Below are 17,042 nucleotides of genomic sequence, written 5' to 3'. Positions count from 1 at the left end.
TTAATAGCACTCAATCAAACATCTTTTAAAAATAAAAGAGCATCTCACTTGTGAATTTATTTATTTTTAGGTATTTTATACTTATGAAATAAATATTTTTTTCACAAACGGGTATTTATTTCTTTAATCTTATTATGATGAAATATTGGAGGGAGTTTATGATTCAATCTGTCAATTTAACAAATGATATTTTTTGGTTAGGTATTTTAGATCCTCACTTAGATGTATTCGATATCATCATGGAAACAAAATACGGAACAACCTATAACTCTTACTTGGTTCAAACGACGGAAGGAGCCATTTTGGTTGAAACGGTCAAGGAAAAGTTCTTTGATGCCTATTTACAAAAAATTGAAGAAAAAATCGGGGATTTAAATCAAATTAAATACATTATTACCAACCATACCGAACCCGATCACGCTGGATCTATTGGAAAACTCATTAACCGTATCCCTCATTTAACTGTTATTGGTTCTAAAACGGCGATTACCTACTTAAAAGATATTTTAAATATAGATTTTAACTATCAAACCACAGAAGAACTTAAGTCGTTCAAATTAGGTAATAAAACATTTGAATTTATTAAAGCACCTTTCTTACATTGGCCAGACTCCATCTACACGTATATGCCAGATGAGCACGTCTTATTTACTTGTGATTCATTCGGCTCTCACTATAGCCCAAAATCGGGAATTAAATTATCAGAAGTACCTCAATCGGAAGAAGCGGCTTATCAAGATGCTCTACTGTATTACTACACGGCCATTTTTTCACCGTTTAAGCCTTATGTTCTTAAAGCCATCGATAAAATCAAAGACTTAAAATTATCGATGGTCTGTACAGGGCACGGACCTGTTTTGGATACCCGAATTGATGAAATTATTTCAACTTATCAACAATGGTCAACACCCGCAACTAAAAAAGAGGTCAAAAAGGTTGTTATTCCTTATGTTTCTGCCTATGGATATACAGGTGAGCTTGCGGAAGCTATTATGAAAGGAATTCATGAAGTAGACTCTACAATTGAAATTCTCCCTTATAATCTCGATTTATTAAACTATCCACAGAAAAAGGATGAAATCCTTCATCACTTTGCTGATGCCGATGGAATCTTATTTGGAACATGTACAATCAATGGCGATGCATTACCGATTATTTGGGATTTATCCATTAATCTAAATCCTATCGTACATGGTGGAAAAATTGTCTCTGCCTTTGGTTCATACGGTTGGAGTGGCGAAGGTGTAGATAATATTATGGATCGTTTACACCAACTTCGAATGAAAGTAATTGATGGATTTAAAATAAAATTCCGTGCCTCAAAAAGCGAAACAGAGGCTGCAATTGAATTTGGTAAGCTCTTTGCTAACTGTCTATTAACAGACACGGTTCCGGAACGTAAAAAGGAAACTTCAATAGCTTTAAATGTTGAAGAATTAAATCCAAGTGGTAAGGTTGTCTTATGGCGTTGTATCGTTTGTGGAGAAGTTTATCCGGGTGTATTACCTCCAGAAATTTGCCCTGCTTGTGGAGTGGGATCTGATTTATTTGAACTCTATGAAGAAGAAGTCATTAACTTTAAATCAACAGCTAATGAAAAATTCGTCATTATCGGTGGAGGGGTCGCAGCGATGACGGCGGCAAACACAATCCGTCAACGCAACGAGGTTGCCTCAATTACGATGATTAGTTCAGAGTCTAGTTATCCTTATTACCGTCCCTCTCTATCTGATTTAATTGTGCACGATCTTGCAGATGAGGAATTTAATTTAAATGCCAAGGAGTGGTATTCAAATCATAATATCCATCTCTTACTTAACTCAACTGTAACGACTTTAAATGCAGATGAACGCACATTAGTTCTTGAAAACGGAGAAACAATCGCCTACGATAAATTAATTTTAGCAACAGGGTCCTCAAACTTTATCCCACCAATTAAAAACGCTGATGCTTTAGGTGTATTTTCTATTAAATATAAAACAGATGCACTTGCACTTCGCGAGTATGCGCAACACAAAAAGTCCGCGGTTATTATTGGCGGAGGGGTGCTAGGTCTTGAAGCCGCTGATGCTTTACAGGAATTAGGACTTAAGGTTACCATTGTAGAAGTTAGTGATCGCCTAATGAAAACACAATTAGATAGCGATGCTTCTCATTTTATTCAACATATCCTATCTCAAAAGGGGATTGAAATAAGAACTGAGGCGAAGGTAGAAGAAATCCTTACAAACGATCAAAAGGTGGTAGGCGTTAAATTAGCTAATGAAACACTTAATACTGACGTTGTTGTCATTAGTGCAGGGGTTCGTGCAAATACACAACTAGCTTCTCAAGCTAACCTGGAAGTCAACCGTGGGATTGTTGTCAATGATCAAATGCAAACATCTAACCCGAATATTTACGCTTGCGGTGATGTCGCCGAGTTTGAAGGGATCTCTACAAACCTATGGTCTCCTGCTATTGAACAGGCCAAAGTAGCAGGAAGCAACGCTGTTGGTGATTCAAAAACATTCCAAAATGTATGTGAACCACTATCTCTTGTTGCCTTTGATACAGAAGTATTCGCAGTTGGTAAATACCCAAATGAAAACTTAGATACCTTTCAAACCCTTGTGGATAAAAATCCTGAGACAGGACAATTTAAAAAATTATATTTTAAAGATAACCAACTAATCTACGGTATTCTATTTAAGGATATTTCTAAAGCAAGTGTGCTATTAAATGGTGTACGAAACAAAGATAACTATCAAACAGTTGTCTCAAAACTTTATCGTTAAAGAGAAAAAGTGACTATCTTCCATCAGATAGTCACTTTTTAATTTTCTATTAAATTTCAAAAATGAAAGATTATCACTTTCGAAATAAACGAAATCCCGCTAATAAACAAATGAAAAACAGAATAATTAAATTTCCCCATTCTAATAAAAGTCCCCAATTCCCTCCATAAATCATCTCAGGCGATGCATTATACTCATCACAATATATCGCTAAATTATAAAACAAAACCATTGAAATAACTAAGGAAATTACGCTTAGTAAAAATATCGTCCTATTTACTAATTTCATCAGTATCACCCTTAACCTTTCCCAAACTAAAAAATTCGCTATCAATCGGATGAGATAATTTGCTCAATCGGGGGAAGTAAGATCATAACCTAACAAATTGACCAAAAATTCTATCCTTTTAGATACTTTTTAAGTGTACCACATTTTATAAAAAAAACTATAAATTGTTAAATAGGTGGGTTTTTTTAAGACAATAAAACAGAAGTTTATCTGATAACTGATTTTATTTCCTTTCTTTCCTCAAAGAAAATAAGCTTTATTCCCCTTTCATCGACCAATCCTTTCTCGCTTTCTATCCTAAAAAAACTCGTAAAATTTTAACCATACTCATTATGGCACTTTCTACGAGCTTTATCTTATTTATTATCGAACAAGTTAATCCAAAGAATTACCTCAAAACCTTTTATCCCCTGTATCATCAATCGTTTTAATGACCCTAGCAGGAACCCCCGCGACCACAGTATTTGCTAAAACATCCTTTGTGACAACAGCCCCCGCTGCAACAACTGCATTTTCCCCAATCGTTACCCCCGGAACAACAGTGGCCCCTGTAGCAATCCAAGCATTTCTTTTCACCACAATCGGTTTAGACACCGTTGCGTGACGTTTTCGAGGAGTCAATGGATGATTAATCGTTATTAAATTAACTTTAGGCCCAATGAGAACATCATCCTCTAATATAATTCCCCCACGATCCATAAATGTACATCCATGATTCACGAAAACATTTTTACCGATTTTAATGTTCTTCCCAAAATCCGTGTAAAACGGAAGCCGAATACGAAAGGTTGGATCCACTACGCACCCAGTTAATTGCGAAAATAGATTACGAATTTCTTCATCAGTATGGTAATTACCATTTAGCTCAAATAATATCTTTTGCACCTCATCTATTCGTTCTCTAATCTTATAGTACCCCTCATCCTGATGCGTAATTTCTTCGCCGGCCCGATCACGTTCAAAAATATTGCGACTTTTCATCATAATCCCTCCATTAAACCGCATAGTTAATGTAAACGAGAGGGGACGAGTACTAACTATCTAACCCTTCTCTCCTTTGAGTTGACTTTCTAAAGTACTGCTTAAGTGTTTCTATATCATAATCATGAATAGCTTTTTTAATAAGATCTAACTCTAGTTCAAAGTTGTTAATGGCCTTTAATAAATTGTCCTTATTTCCTAAAAAAAGCTCACTCCATAAATCCTCATTAATATTTGCAATGCGTGTTAGCTCTCTATAACTATCCCCGATAAAGCTCCCCGTGTCACGTCCCTCCTCATCACTATTTATTAAAGCAACAGCAATAGCATGCGGAAGTTGAGATGTGAAACCGATCATCTCATCATGAAAAGAGGGAGTGATACGCCTTACTTTTTTGAATCCCATTTCATAAGCAAGACCCTCAATTAATTCAATATTTTTTTCTTTATTCTTCTTTGTGGGCGTAATTAAATAATTAGCCCCTTTAAACACCTGATGTGATGCAAAATCAATTCCCTTTTTCTCTCGTCCGGCCATCGGATGACCGAATACAAAATCAATTTCTTCAGGCAGCATTGCTAGTATATCCTCGATAAACATCCCCTTAATTCCTGTTGCATCCGTAATCACGCACCCTGGCTTTAAATGCTGAAGATGATTTTGAATAAAAGACCTCATGAGTTGTGGATAAATGGCTAGGATAACTAAATCCGCATCTCTAAGCAGTCGATCACCCACCGTTTGTCCCTCCCTAATAATCCCCATCTCTCTCGCCTTTTGTAGCGTTTGAGCGTTTGTATCTATCCCATAAACCTCTCGATACCCTGCCTCCTTAAGTGCCATCGCAAACGAACCCCCAATAACACCTAATCCTACGATCACAATTTTCATTGCAAATCTCCCCTTTATTTTAAGAATTCAATGATTTCTTTTATGAATGTTATCCTCTGGTAAATTAGCATTTATCTCGAACTTTTAAGCACGTCTAAATCCTCTATCTATTATATGGATTTTTGTCTTAAGAATATGACTTAATTTTTTATACCCTGTTGCGAAAAAAAAGAGCCCTTAGACTCTTTTTTAAAACTTACTTTCATAATCATAAATTAAACGCAGGATAGCTTCCATATCATGTACCATTGGCATCCGTGGATTCGCCGGTGTACATTGATCCTCATAAGCATTCATTGCCATACGATGAACCGATTCTTCCCATGCCTCTTGATCGATACCTTGAGATTTAATATTTGCAGGAATTCCAACTTTCTTACATAATTCTTCACAGGCATCTGCAAACATTTGAACACCTTCTTCTGGTGTTTGAGGATTTAGGCCAATTAATTGAGCTAGCTCCATATATTTAATATCTGCTTTATAATTTTCAATTTTTGGCCAAATATTTAATTTTGTTGGAATCGTTCCATTATAACGAATCACATGTGGTAAAAGAATACCGTTTGTACGCCCATGAGGTACATGCCACTCGCCACCAATTTTATGTGCTAATGAGTGATTCATTCCAAGGAAAGCATTAGCAAACGCCATTCCTGCAATTGTCCCAGCATTATGCATTTTTTCACGCGCTTCTGGATCATTTTTACCATTCTTAACTGAGCGTTCTAAATAATCAAACACTAATTTAACAGCTTGTTTCGCTAATCCATCAGTAAAATCAGAAGCTAAAATTGAGACATATGCCTCAATCGCATGCGTCAATACATCAATCCCTGTATCGGCAGCAATTGAAGCCGGCATCGTTTTAGCGAATTCTGGGTCAACAATCGCCACTGTTGGAGTTAAAGAATAATCCGTTAATGGATACTTTTTATTTTCTGATTTATCTGTAATAACAGCAAACGGTGTCACTTCAGATCCCGTCCCTGATGTCGTTGGAATACAGATTAATCGGGCTTTTTTCCCTAACTCAGGAAATTTAAAGGCACGTTTACGAATATCCATAAACTTCTGTTTAATGTCATCAAAGTTTACTTCTGGGTGCTCATACATCAACCACATCACCTTAGCCGCATCCATTGAAGATCCCCCACCTAAGGCAATAATTGTATCAGGCTGGAACTTTCTCATCAATTCAACACCCGCATTAACTGTCTCAATGCTTGGATCTGGTTCAACATCAAAGAATAATTCCAAATCTACCTTATTACGACGACGCTTAATAACATCCTCAACTTTATCCACATAGCCTAAATTATACATTCCACGATCTGTGACAATCATCGCCTTCTCCATCTCTTTCATGTCACGTAAATAGCGAATAGAATTACGCTCAAAGTAAATTTTAGGAGGTAATTTCATCCACTGCATATTGTTATTTCGACGACCAATCCGTTTAATATTTAATAAATTCACCGCACTCACATTGTTTGAAACAGAGTTATGGCCATAAGACCCACATCCTAACGTTAATGATGGAATAAAGGCATTATAAACTGATCCAATTCCCCCAAATGTTGAAGGTGCATTTTCAATCACCCGAATCGCTTTACATTTTAGTCCAAATTGTACAGAAATATTATGGTCTTGTGTATGAATAGCTGCCGAATGTCCTAATCCGTTAAATTCCACCATAGCAGCTGATTTAGCAAGTCCATCTTCTGTCGATGTCGCCTTTAAAACCGCTAATACTGGGGATAATTTTTCACGTGTCAATGGTTCATTTGGACCAACCTCTTGACAAATGACACAAATAATTTGGGTATCTTCAGGAACATTAAATCCTGATTGCTCTGCAATCCACGAAGCTGGCTTTCCAACTACAGCGGGATTCAAACGAGCTTGTGAAACATTTTCACCGTAAGCTTGGCAGCCAAACATATAATTTTCTAATTTTGCTTTTTCTTCATCATTCGCAAAATACACTTTAAAACGACTCATCTCTTCAATAAATGCATCATAAATTTCATGATCCACAATCGCTGCTTGCTCAGATGCACAAATCATCCCATTATCAAATGATTTTGATAAAACAATGTCGTTAACCGCACGCTTTAACACACATGTTTTTTCAACATAAGCAGGCACATTCCCTGCTCCAACCCCAAGTGCTGGTTTTCCACATGAATAAGCAGCCTTAACCATGGAATTTCCTCCAGTTGCTAAAATAGTCGCAACCCCTGGATGATTCATTAAACTAGTTGTCGCATACATTGAGCGCATCCCTAACCACTGAATACAGTTAGCTGGTGCCCCCGCTTTAATTGCTGCATCTCTAATTACCGTTGCTGCCTGAACCGAACATTCATACGCCGATGGATGAAAAGAGAAAATAATCGGATTTCTCGTTTTTAAGGCAATTAACGATTTAAAAATAACCGTAGATGTCGGATTAGTTGTTGGAATAATTCCACAGACAACCCCAACTGGTTCAGCAATCTCAGTAATTCCTGTTAAAGCATCCTCATTAATAATTCCTACCGTTTTTAAATGACGAAGATTATTTGTGACATATTCACAGGCAAATAAATTTTTTACTGCCTTATCCTCAAAAACACCACGTCCCGTTTCTTTAACGGCCGCTTCGGCTAATACACCATGTTGATCAAGTCCAGCTACTGAACATTTAGCCACTATGTAATCCACTTGCTCTTGATTAAATGTTTCAAAATCATCTAACGCTTTTAATGCCTTTTGAACTAACTCATCAACATGGCTATCAATTTCTTCATTTGTCCATGTCACCTTATTTTCTTCACTCATTTAATCTATTCCTCCCCAACTAAACAATACAATCATATACATTACGGTATATTAAACAAAGCGAATAAATATGACTGTCAAAAAGAAAAAAGGAACAATATTTAAAACGTTGATTCGCTTAATAAAAGAAAATTATTGATTCATGAAGATTGCTCTATCTCCATCAAGATATCACATCATTTTATTTTAAAGATACGCCATAAAAAAAAGAAGCAAATGATTCTCACTTGCTTCTTTGTCTTATCCCTCAATATCGCTCTTCTACTTCGGTTTATCCACCATAATCAGCTGTGTCAATTTTCATTTCACCGTTAACATCTTTAAAATAGAGATTCAAATCTGATGAATATAATAATTGGTCTGTTTCTTTAGACTTCATATCGTATTTAACATGGACGCGATATAAATCGTCTTGTGGTTTAATTTCCATCTTCGTAACCTCGTAATTAGGTACCTCTTTTTCATTCTCTAATTGATAAACAGTTAAATACTCGATTAAGTCACCTTTAACCGCGCTATCATCCGTAAAGTAACTATTTAATGCCTCTAATTCTGACTCATTCGTATAATCAGATAAATCATTTATCTCCTTAAAAAATTTCTCAGTCGTTGATTCAAGTTCTGTTGAAACTTTTGAATCAATATTTGAACAACCTACCATAAAAAATGAAAACAATACACCGAGTAAAGCAACCCTCTTTAACATCCTATCTCTCCTATCACCTTAAAATAAATTAATTGTTCCAGTAAAATTAAATAATGAATGAACGGTAGTATGCCGTAAAAAACTAAATATTTTTCTCTGTTAATTTCATCCCTCAAATTTTACTTCCTATTAACCTTACTACATTTTCCAAATAGAAACAATATTTTTTCCTAAACGGTCATTTTTTACTCATAAACGGTCAAAAAGAACCTATTCCATTAGGATTTCATAGAACTTTTTTATTAAAGACTAAGGCATTTATACAGACTAATTAAAACCTAATTATCTAACCAAAAATTTGATTTCATTTGTAGATATTTCTTCGCCACCTTCACTTAAGTTTTACTCTCCTCTTCTCATCGAAAGCTTCATTTGCTTTGGATGTTTCTACATAATACAAGGGCTCCTTCTTTCAAAACATAAAATATTGAGACTTCAAATCAATACTTCCTTCATTTTCGACAAAAAAACACCAATAAATGAAATTATTATTTTTAAATTCTGCAGAGTAAATGGTATAATTTTGGTGTATAAGGGGGATGAATAAATGACTAAATATGTGATTCTTTCAAAAAAAAATTGGGTAGAATTCATCGCAACTATGGTAGCCGATTGGATTAAACGTAACATTGTAATAGATGATTTAGAATATTTAAAAATAAAATTAGGGATTGAAGTTATACTAATTAACCTTTTAAAAGGAACCGTAATTTATGGTTTAGCCTTTGTACTAAATACCTTTTATTTAACCCTCATTTTGCACACTTCCTATCTTTTTTTAAGAGTTAAATCTCATGGTCTCCATGCAAAAACAAGTTTAAATTGTTCAACTATTAGTATTGTTTTATTTGTTCTACTTCCTTATTTCTCACGTCATTTTATATTCAGCAATCATTTTATTATAATTAGTTTTATGGTTTCTTTTTTATGTTTAAATCGTTATGCACCTGCGGATACCGAAAAACAACCCTTAATTAATAGACAAAGAAGAGAAAAATTACGTAAACAATCCTTAATTCATTGCCTAATTCTTTTCTTCATCACCTTAATGATTAAAAATCCTGACATTAAAAAGATGATCACTTTAGGAATCCTCAGTCAAATTATTTTTACTTTACCCCTGACCTATAAAATTTTAAAAAGGAGCTATAACAACTATGAAAAATATACAGAAACATTTGATGAATAAACTTAGGCAAGAAACCGCTAAATCGTTAGGAAAAGTCGCATCAAAAGTAGGGGATAAAGCCATTGATACTACCTGTATCGGATTTGCTTATGAGCCTGATATCCCTCAAGCATTATTGACTCGGCGAGTAAATCAAAAATTGGAGGAGACTATTTAATGACTCTTTATTTTATTCTCTTTTTACAATTAGTAACATTACTAACAGGAGCCAGTATTTTATCCCCTCAAAAAATAGCTATAAAGGATTTCATTATTTGGTTATTAATCATTACTATAATTGGACTCCCTCTTTATAATGTCATTGGATTTTTTGCGATCTTTGTCGTTATTTTATTTTTAATTATCTCGCTATCCTTGAAGACTAAGCAAGTGTTTACTAATATTCTATCAGTATGTGTCCCATTAATTATAATAGTGGTAACTGATTACTTTTCACAAATCATGGAAATGTATGTCCTTAAGAAGTAAGCACGTAATAATAACACGGATACAAAAATAGCTACCAATCCTGTAAACTAAAAGTACAGAGTTGGTAGCTTTTATCTTATATTGTTACTGACAAATCTCTTGGACTGTTTTCGCCCATGGCAAAAAGTCCACCAATACGCCTGGATTTCGTATGAAGTCCGTATTAGGTAGTTTTTGAAAAAGATAAGTGAGATATTTGGATGGATTTAGACTGTTTGCCTTGGCTGTCTCCAGGATTGTGTATGCCATCGCATTAGCAGTCGCACCCTTCATACTGGTTGAAAAAAGGTAGTTTTTACGACCAATCGCGATGGGGCGAATCGCTTGTTCAGCTAGATTATTCGAGGCTTCAAGATTTCCATCATCTAAAAAGCGCAAAAGCTCTACCTTTTGATTGAGGGCATACATCACCGCTGTTTGAAGTTTTCCTTTCATCACATAGAAGGATTCGAGCCACTTGAAAAATTCTTCGATGACTGGTTTGATGATCAGTTGGCGCTGTTTTTGACGTTGCTCAGGAGATAAATCTTTAATCGTCTTTTCAAAACGAAAGATTTGATCGCAGTATTCGACTGCCTTTTTTGCCTTACCGTTATTTCCAGGTATCTCAAAAAACTTTCTTCTGACATGAGCCCAACATCCAACTAATTTCACGTTGGGAATATTTTTATAGCCGGAGTACCCATCACAGTGAAGATAACCTTTAAATCCTTCTAAGATAGTGGTTGCCACCGCGCGTTCACGTGTTAGATCAGCGTGGTAATAAGCTACAGGATGTTGGGCATTTTTGATGGTTCTAAATAACCAAATCCTTGATTGAGAGGTGGCAGGTTTTCCATCCGCTCGATTTAAAATTTGATACGGTGTTTCATCTGCGTGTAAAACGGTCTGTTGAACTAGTTCATCTCTCAATCGCTCATAAATCGGAAGTAACCAATCATAAGAGGTAGTGATTATCCAATTTGAGAGCGTCTTATCACTCACACTTAATCCATAGCGTGCCCATTCTGATACTTGTCGATAACAAGGAATACTTAAGACGTATTTTTGATGAAAAACTTCAGCTAACATACTCGCTCCGGCAAAGCTTCTTTGAATCGGAGCTTTTGGAGTTTCGGCACAACGAATCGGTTTAGCTTCGATCGATGCATCATGACAATCACATGCATACGCGTAGCTAATGTATCGCTTTTTATATAATCGGGCTGGAACGAAACAAACTTCGTCACGAATGATCTTTTTTCCTATCTGTTTCATTTCGTTTCCACAATTTGTACATAAGCAGTCTTCTCCATGTAATTGACAATGGATTTCCTCAATTGGTAAGTCCTTGATTAATTCTGCCTTCCTTCCCTTTTGTTTTTTACGTCGATAGGTTATTTCTTCGACGGTTTGGTCTTCAGTTGTCTCTGTCTCTTCAAAAAATTATCTGGATTAAATAATGAAATTTGGCCGTCGGCTACTTTAGTCTTTTCACTCGAAGATCCAAATAGCTTTTTATTTAGGTACTGAATTTGTTCAGTTAGTTGGCGAACTTGTTCCAGAAGTGCCTTATTTTGTTCCATTAATTGTTGTTCAAGTTCTGTCATCAAATTCACCTGCTTTCAAAAAGGTTTCGTGTTAAGATTAGTATACCTAATCTTACAACTTATGAAAATAGAAATAAGAGATTTTTGTCGAAAATCCCTTATTTCTATTAGTATAAACATCCTGTTTTAGCAGGTTTAATGGCTTTGGGTTGTTGAATGGATAACCCCTCTAATAACCAACGGAGTTCTTGGGCCGTTAATTTCTTAACTTCATCTTGATCTTTAGGCCATTGTAAATTTCCATTTTCAATTCGTTTGTACAATAACATAAATCCCTCACGATCCCAGTACAAAGCTTTATATCGATCCTTTTTTCTTCCACAAAACAAGAAGATAGCATCATTAAATAAATCTAAGTTGTATTTATCCGAGACGACACTAGCTAAACCGTCAATCCCACAACGCATATCAGTATGGCCACAAACGATAAAGATATTTTGAACCGTAGTAAAATCAACGAGCATACTTAGACATCTCCGCTAGAACAGTATGTAAGATATATTTGTTCACACCATTGTAAAACGTGACTTCAGCATCCTTAATTTTAAAGTGACAAACAGGTGTATTTTTATTAGTCTCAGATACTGAATGAGACTTTAAATTAGAGTCACTCAATGCGACTGGAACTATAATAGGATTTTCTTTCATAAAAAATAGACCTCCTTTACTTTGATAGCTACAGTATAGCTCAAAGTTGAAGGTCATAATAGACATGTTTATATTACGTGCTTACCTTAAGAAGGTTTTAAATTCTTTTATTGTACATTATGATAGGCTCCTTACGGTAGAGCTTCTCGCTAGTATGCTAAGTATCTTAATTTGTTGTTTTATTAAATCTTTAATCGGAAAATTCCGTCAATTTCTAACGCTAGATAGAAAATATCAGAGTCTAATTCTTAGCTTTCTTTTACTAACCCTCGTTATTTTTTATTTTAATATCTTTCTTGGACAAATCCAGGGATTTAGTCCAAAACATCTTATCCTTACAGGTTTATTATTTTTCATTTATGCCGTGTTATTAGGTTTGGTCGTTATGACTTTAATCTATATCTTAAACAAGGATGCCAAGATGAAACAGGAACGTATATTAAATCAACAACTACATGAGTATACTCTTCAAATTGAACAACTCTATACTAACTTAAATAGTTTCCGTCATGATTATCTCAATATTTTATTGAGTTTAGAGGAAGGGATTCGTCAAGAAAATATTGAAATTATAAAAGATGTCTATCAAAGCATTATCCAACCCACTAAGCAGCTGGTCAAAGGTAATGACTATATTTTAGGACAGCTACATAAGATTCAAGTAGTCGAAATTAAAAGTCTACTCACTGCCAAAATTATTAAATCTCAAAACAGTGGCATTGAGGTTCGATTAGAAATAGAAGATCCGATTAATTCAATTTACATGGATACCTTTTCATTTTATAGAGTTTTCTCTATCTTATTAGATAATGCAATCGAAGGAGCCAGTACGACAAACCATCCCTATATCTCCATTATCATGATTCAAGATAGAGATGCCCAACAAATACAGATTGAAAATAATTGTGAGGACAGGAAAATAGATTTACAAACTATCTATACCAAAGGCTATTCTTCTAAAGGAAAAGATAGAGGGATTGGCTTATATAATGTCCACCAACTCTTAGAAGAGAACAAATACATTAGACTAGAAACATCGTACGAATCAGGAGTATTTATTCAAACGTTAATATTACAAAACGAGGAGCGATAAAACGTGGACATTTTTGTTTTAGAGGATAACCCTATTCAAAGAAGCCGTTTAGAAAAAATCATTAATGAGTTAATAAAAAAGAATAATATTCCCTGCCAACGTCTCTTTTCAACAGCTAGCCCGGATAAATTGCTCGATGAGTTAACATCAATGGGGAATTATCACCTCTATTTTTTAGATTTGGAAATTAATGACTATACTAAAAAAGGTTTAGAAATTGCTCAACTCATTCGTGCGAAAGACCCGTATGGAACGATTGTATTTGTAACCACGCATCCAGAATTGGCTCCTAAGACATTCGAATATAAAGTCTCCGCACTAGATTTCATTACGAAAGATCAAGATAATTTAATGTTTAAAAAAAATATTGAAGAATGTTTAAAAATTGCGAGTGAATATTTAAACAAGCCAATAAGTGAGGATTCATTTATATTTAAAAATCAGTATACAAAATTCCAACTACCCTTTTCAGACATCTTATATTTTGAAACAGCTCAGGTTGCTCATAAAATTAATTTAATAACTCCTAAAAAAACAACACATTTTTATGGGCGTTTAAGTGAACTTGAAAAAAGTGACGAGCGACTTTTCCGTTGTCATCGCTCTTTTGTCGTAAATGTATCTAACATCACTCATATTGATAAAAAGAATAAAATAGTTTATCTTAAAGGTAACTATCATTGTCTCGTTTCACGGAGGTATTTAAAAGAACTTGAAGAAAAAATAAGGGAGATTGAAAAAAGATAGACTGGCATTTGAAATATGAAATAATCTTCATATTCTTATTCACATATACACCCTTTAATAATCTAATTTATTTTTTTAGAGCTCTATTGACATCTCTGAATATAGTCAAATGAACTAGATGATTAGGCTTAGATCCCTTACGAGGACTGGGCTTTTTTTAAAGTGCCAGATTGTAATATTAATTAAGTGCGCCCCATAAAAAAGCTCATAAATCGAATCTTTATTATAAAATGAAGTTACCCCAATAATAAAGCGCTGGACTAATCACAAAATTAAAACATTTATAAACAACCAATAACCAATGTGTTAAATTCCCCACACTACTAAACGAAAAACAACACTCATCATTGAATGTTGTTTTTTTCTATGCTCATAACAGGTTGTACAATCAAGGATACATCTTCTTAGATCTTTTGTAAGCACGTAATAATAACACGGATACAAAAATAGCTACCAATCCTGTAAACTAAAAGTACAGAGTTGGTAGCTTTTATCTTATATTGTTACTGACAAATCTCTTGGACTGTTTTCGCCCATGGCAAAAAGTCCACCAATACGCCTGGATTTCGTATGAAGTCCGTATTAGGTAGTTTTTGAAAAAGATAAGTGAGATATTTGGATGGATTTAGACTGTTTGCCTTGGCTGTCTCCAGGATTGTGTATGCCATCGCATTAGCAGTCGCACCCTTCATACTGGTTGAAAAAAGGTAGTTTTTACGACCAATCGCGATGGGGCGAATCGCTTGTTCAGCTAGATTATTCGAGGCTTCAAGATTTCCATCATCTAAAAAGCGCAAAAGCTCTACCTTTTGATTGAGGGCATACATCACCGCTGTTTGAAGTTTTCCTTTCATCACATAGAAGGATTCGAGCCACTTGAAAAATTCTTCGATGACTGGTTTGATGATCAGTTGGCGCTGTTTTTGACGTTGCTCAGGAGATAAATCTTTAATCGTCTTTTCAAAACGAAAGATTTGATCGCAGTATTCGACTGCCTTTTTTGCCTTACCGTTATTTCCAGGTATCTCAAAAAACTTTCTTCTGACATGAGCCCAACATCCAACTAATTTCACGTTGGGAATATTTTTATAGCCGGAGTACCCATCACAGTGAAGATAACCTTTAAATCCTTCTAAGATAGTGGTTGCCACCGCGCGTTCACGTGTTAGATCAGCGTGGTAATAAGCTACAGGATGTTGGGCATTTTTGATGGTTCTAAATAACCAAATCCTTGATTGAGAGGTGGCAGGTTTTCCATCCGCTCGATTTAAAATTTGATACGGTGTTTCATCTGCGTGTAAAACGGTCTGTTGAACTAGTTCATCTCTCAATCGCTCATAAATCGGAAGTAACCAATCATAAGAGGTAGTGATTATCCAATTTGAGAGCGTCTTATCACTCACACTTAATCCATAGCGTGCCCATTCTGATACTTGTCGATAACAAGGAATACTTAAGACGTATTTTTGATGAAAAACTTCAGCTAACATACTCGCTCCGGCAAAGCTTCTTTGAATCGGAGCTTTTGGAGTTTCGGCACAACGAATCGGTTTAGCTTCGATCGATGCATCATGACAATCACATGCATACGCGTAGCTAATGTATCGCTTTTTATATAATCGGGCTGGAACGAAACAAACTTCGTCACGAATGATCTTTTTTCCTATCTGTTTCATTTCGTTTCCACAATTTGTACATAAGCAGTCTTCTCCATGTAATTGACAATGGATTTCCTCAATTGGTAAGTCCTTGATTAATTCTGCCTTCCTTCCCTTTTGTTTTTTACGTCGATAGGTTATTTCTTCGACGGTTTGGTCTTCAGTTGTCTCTGTCTCTTCAAAAAATTATCTGGATTAAATAATGAAATTTGGCCGTCGGCTACTTTAGTCTTTTCACTCGAAGATCCAAATAGCTTTTTATTTAGGTACTGAATTTGTTCAGTTAGTTGGCGAACTTGTTCCAGAAGTGCCTTATTTTGTTCCATTAATTGTTGTTCAAGTTCTGTCATCAAATTCACCTGCTTTCAAAAAGGTTTCGTGTTAAGATTAGTATACCTAATCTTACAACTTATGAAAATAGAAATAAGAGATTTTTGTCGAAAATCCCTTATTTCTATTAGTATAAACATCCTGTTTTAGCAGGTTTAATGGCTTTGGGTTGTTGAATGGATAACCCCTCTAATAACCAACGGAGTTCTTGGGCCGTTAATTTCTTAACTTCATCTTGATCTTTAGGCCATTGTAAATTTCCATTTTCAATTCGTTTGTACAATAACATAAATCCCTCACGATCCCAGTACAAAGCTTTATATCGATCCTTTTTTCTTCCACAAAACAAGAAGATAGCATCATTAAATAAATCTAAGTTGTATTTATCCGAGACGACACTAGCTAAACCGTCAATCCCACAACGCATATCAGTATGGCCACAAACGATAAAGATATTTTGAACCGTAGTAAAATCAACGAGCATACTTAGACATCTCCGCTAGAACAGTATGTAAGATATATTTGTTCACACCATTGTAAAACGTGACTTCAGCATCCTTAATTTTAAAGTGACAAACAGGTGTATTTTTATTAGTCTCAGATACTGAATGAGACTTTAAATTAGAGTCACTCAATGCGACTGGAACTATAATAGGATTTTCTTTCATAAAAAATAGACCTCCTTTACTTTGATAGCTACAGTATAGCTCAAAGTTGAAGGTCATAATAGACATGTTTATATTACGTGCTTACGATCTTTTAAACCATATAATAGAAAAACTGTTCATAAATTTATCAAAAAATCTAATCTTCTTTTAAAAATGTTGTATTTGCAACAAAATTATTATA

At 34.9% G+C, this 17,042-nt stretch carries 17 protein-coding genes; 5 read left to right on the top strand and 12 right to left on the bottom strand.

The window, feature by feature from the left end; genetic code table 11:
- Positions 1–158 precede the first annotated feature (158 nt).
- A complete protein-coding gene (locus VXM77_RS01250; protein ID WP_262953864.1) occupies positions 159–2,777 on the top strand; it encodes an FAD-dependent oxidoreductase in 2,619 nt (872 codons plus the stop codon).
- Between the two features lie 682 nt (positions 2,778–3,459).
- Here the strand turns inward: VXM77_RS01250 and VXM77_RS01245 are convergent.
- The 4 genes from VXM77_RS01245 to VXM77_RS01230 form a co-directional block, all read right to left on the bottom strand.
- Positions 3,460–4,050, bottom strand: a complete 591-nt coding sequence (locus tag VXM77_RS01245; protein ID WP_338506705.1) for a DapH/DapD/GlmU-related protein — start codon at positions 4,048–4,050, stop codon at positions 3,460–3,462.
- 49 nt (positions 4,051–4,099) lie between these two features.
- Entirely contained in the window at positions 4,100–4,939 is an 840-nt protein-coding gene (locus tag VXM77_RS01240) for a prephenate dehydrogenase (protein ID WP_262950864.1), read from the bottom strand.
- A gap of 189 nt (positions 4,940–5,128) precedes the next feature.
- Entirely contained in the window at positions 5,129–7,765 is a 2,637-nt protein-coding gene (adhE, locus tag VXM77_RS01235) for a bifunctional acetaldehyde-CoA/alcohol dehydrogenase (protein ID WP_338506701.1), read from the bottom strand.
- 271 nt (positions 7,766–8,036) lie between these two features.
- On the bottom strand, positions 8,037–8,471 hold the full coding sequence (locus VXM77_RS01230; RefSeq protein ID WP_161832247.1) for a hypothetical protein: 435 nt from the start codon (positions 8,469–8,471) through the stop codon (positions 8,037–8,039).
- Between the two features lie 547 nt (positions 8,472–9,018).
- On the opposite strand from VXM77_RS01230, the gene VXM77_RS01225 reads away from it, so the two are divergent.
- A complete protein-coding gene (locus tag VXM77_RS01225) occupies positions 9,019–9,660 on the top strand; it encodes an accessory gene regulator B family protein (protein ID WP_161832246.1) in 642 nt (213 codons plus the stop codon).
- Positions 9,629–9,817 carry a cyclic lactone autoinducer peptide gene (locus VXM77_RS01220; RefSeq protein ID WP_161832245.1) on the top strand — a complete coding sequence of 63 codons (189 nt, stop codon included), beginning with the start codon at positions 9,629–9,631 and terminating at the stop codon, positions 9,815–9,817. The genes VXM77_RS01225 and VXM77_RS01220 overlap by 32 nt, the downstream gene beginning before the upstream one ends.
- Before the next feature lie 395 nt (positions 9,818–10,212).
- On the opposite strand, the gene VXM77_RS01215 is transcribed toward VXM77_RS01220, so the two are convergent.
- The 4 genes from VXM77_RS01215 to VXM77_RS01200 form a co-directional block, all read right to left on the bottom strand.
- Complete coding sequence (locus VXM77_RS01215) at positions 10,213–11,508, bottom strand: IS66 family transposase (protein WP_338507421.1); 1,296 nt, start codon at positions 11,506–11,508, stop codon at positions 10,213–10,215.
- Complete coding sequence (locus VXM77_RS01210; protein WP_338505928.1) at positions 11,505–11,717, bottom strand: hypothetical protein; 213 nt, start codon at positions 11,715–11,717, stop codon at positions 11,505–11,507. Before VXM77_RS01210 ends, VXM77_RS01215 begins: the two co-directional genes overlap by 4 nt.
- A 107-nt stretch (positions 11,718–11,824) precedes the next feature.
- Positions 11,825–12,181 carry an IS66 family insertion sequence element accessory protein TnpB gene (gene tnpB, locus VXM77_RS01205; RefSeq protein ID WP_338505925.1) on the bottom strand — a complete coding sequence of 119 codons (357 nt, stop codon included), beginning with the start codon at positions 12,179–12,181 and terminating at the stop codon, positions 11,825–11,827.
- Positions 12,171–12,365: a hypothetical protein gene (locus VXM77_RS01200; protein ID WP_338505923.1), complete on the bottom strand. Its 195-nt coding sequence runs from the start codon at positions 12,363–12,365 to the stop codon at positions 12,171–12,173. The genes tnpB (VXM77_RS01205) and VXM77_RS01200 overlap by 11 nt, the downstream gene beginning before the upstream one ends.
- 421 nt (positions 12,366–12,786) lie before the next feature.
- On the opposite strand from VXM77_RS01200, the gene VXM77_RS01195 reads away from it, so the two are divergent.
- Positions 12,787–13,458: a GHKL domain-containing protein gene (locus tag VXM77_RS01195; protein ID WP_338506696.1), complete on the top strand. Its 672-nt coding sequence runs from the start codon at positions 12,787–12,789 to the stop codon at positions 13,456–13,458.
- Between the two features lie 3 nt (positions 13,459–13,461).
- Entirely contained in the window at positions 13,462–14,205 is a 744-nt protein-coding gene (locus VXM77_RS01190; protein ID WP_161832243.1) for a LytTR family DNA-binding domain-containing protein, read from the top strand.
- 503 nt (positions 14,206–14,708) lie between these two features.
- Here the strand turns inward: VXM77_RS01190 and VXM77_RS01185 are convergent.
- The 4 genes from VXM77_RS01185 to VXM77_RS01170 form a co-directional block, all read right to left on the bottom strand.
- A complete protein-coding gene (locus VXM77_RS01185; RefSeq protein WP_338507421.1) occupies positions 14,709–16,004 on the bottom strand; it encodes an IS66 family transposase in 1,296 nt (431 codons plus the stop codon).
- Positions 16,001–16,213, bottom strand: coding sequence for a hypothetical protein (locus tag VXM77_RS01180; protein ID WP_338505928.1), 213 nt, complete (start codon positions 16,211–16,213; stop codon positions 16,001–16,003). Before VXM77_RS01180 ends, VXM77_RS01185 begins: the two co-directional genes overlap by 4 nt.
- A 107-nt stretch (positions 16,214–16,320) precedes the next feature.
- A complete protein-coding gene (gene tnpB, locus VXM77_RS01175; RefSeq protein ID WP_338505925.1) occupies positions 16,321–16,677 on the bottom strand; it encodes an IS66 family insertion sequence element accessory protein TnpB in 357 nt (118 codons plus the stop codon).
- A complete protein-coding gene (locus VXM77_RS01170) occupies positions 16,667–16,861 on the bottom strand; it encodes a hypothetical protein (RefSeq protein WP_338505923.1) in 195 nt (64 codons plus the stop codon). The genes tnpB (VXM77_RS01175) and VXM77_RS01170 overlap by 11 nt, the downstream gene beginning before the upstream one ends.
- Positions 16,862–17,042 lie beyond the last annotated feature (181 nt).

Source organism: Turicibacter sp. KK003, assembly GCF_037014675.1.
Taxonomy (GTDB): Bacteria; Bacillota_I; Bacilli_A; order MOL361; family Turicibacteraceae; genus Turicibacter; species Turicibacter faecis.
This window is presented reverse-complemented; position numbering and strand designations above follow the sequence as displayed.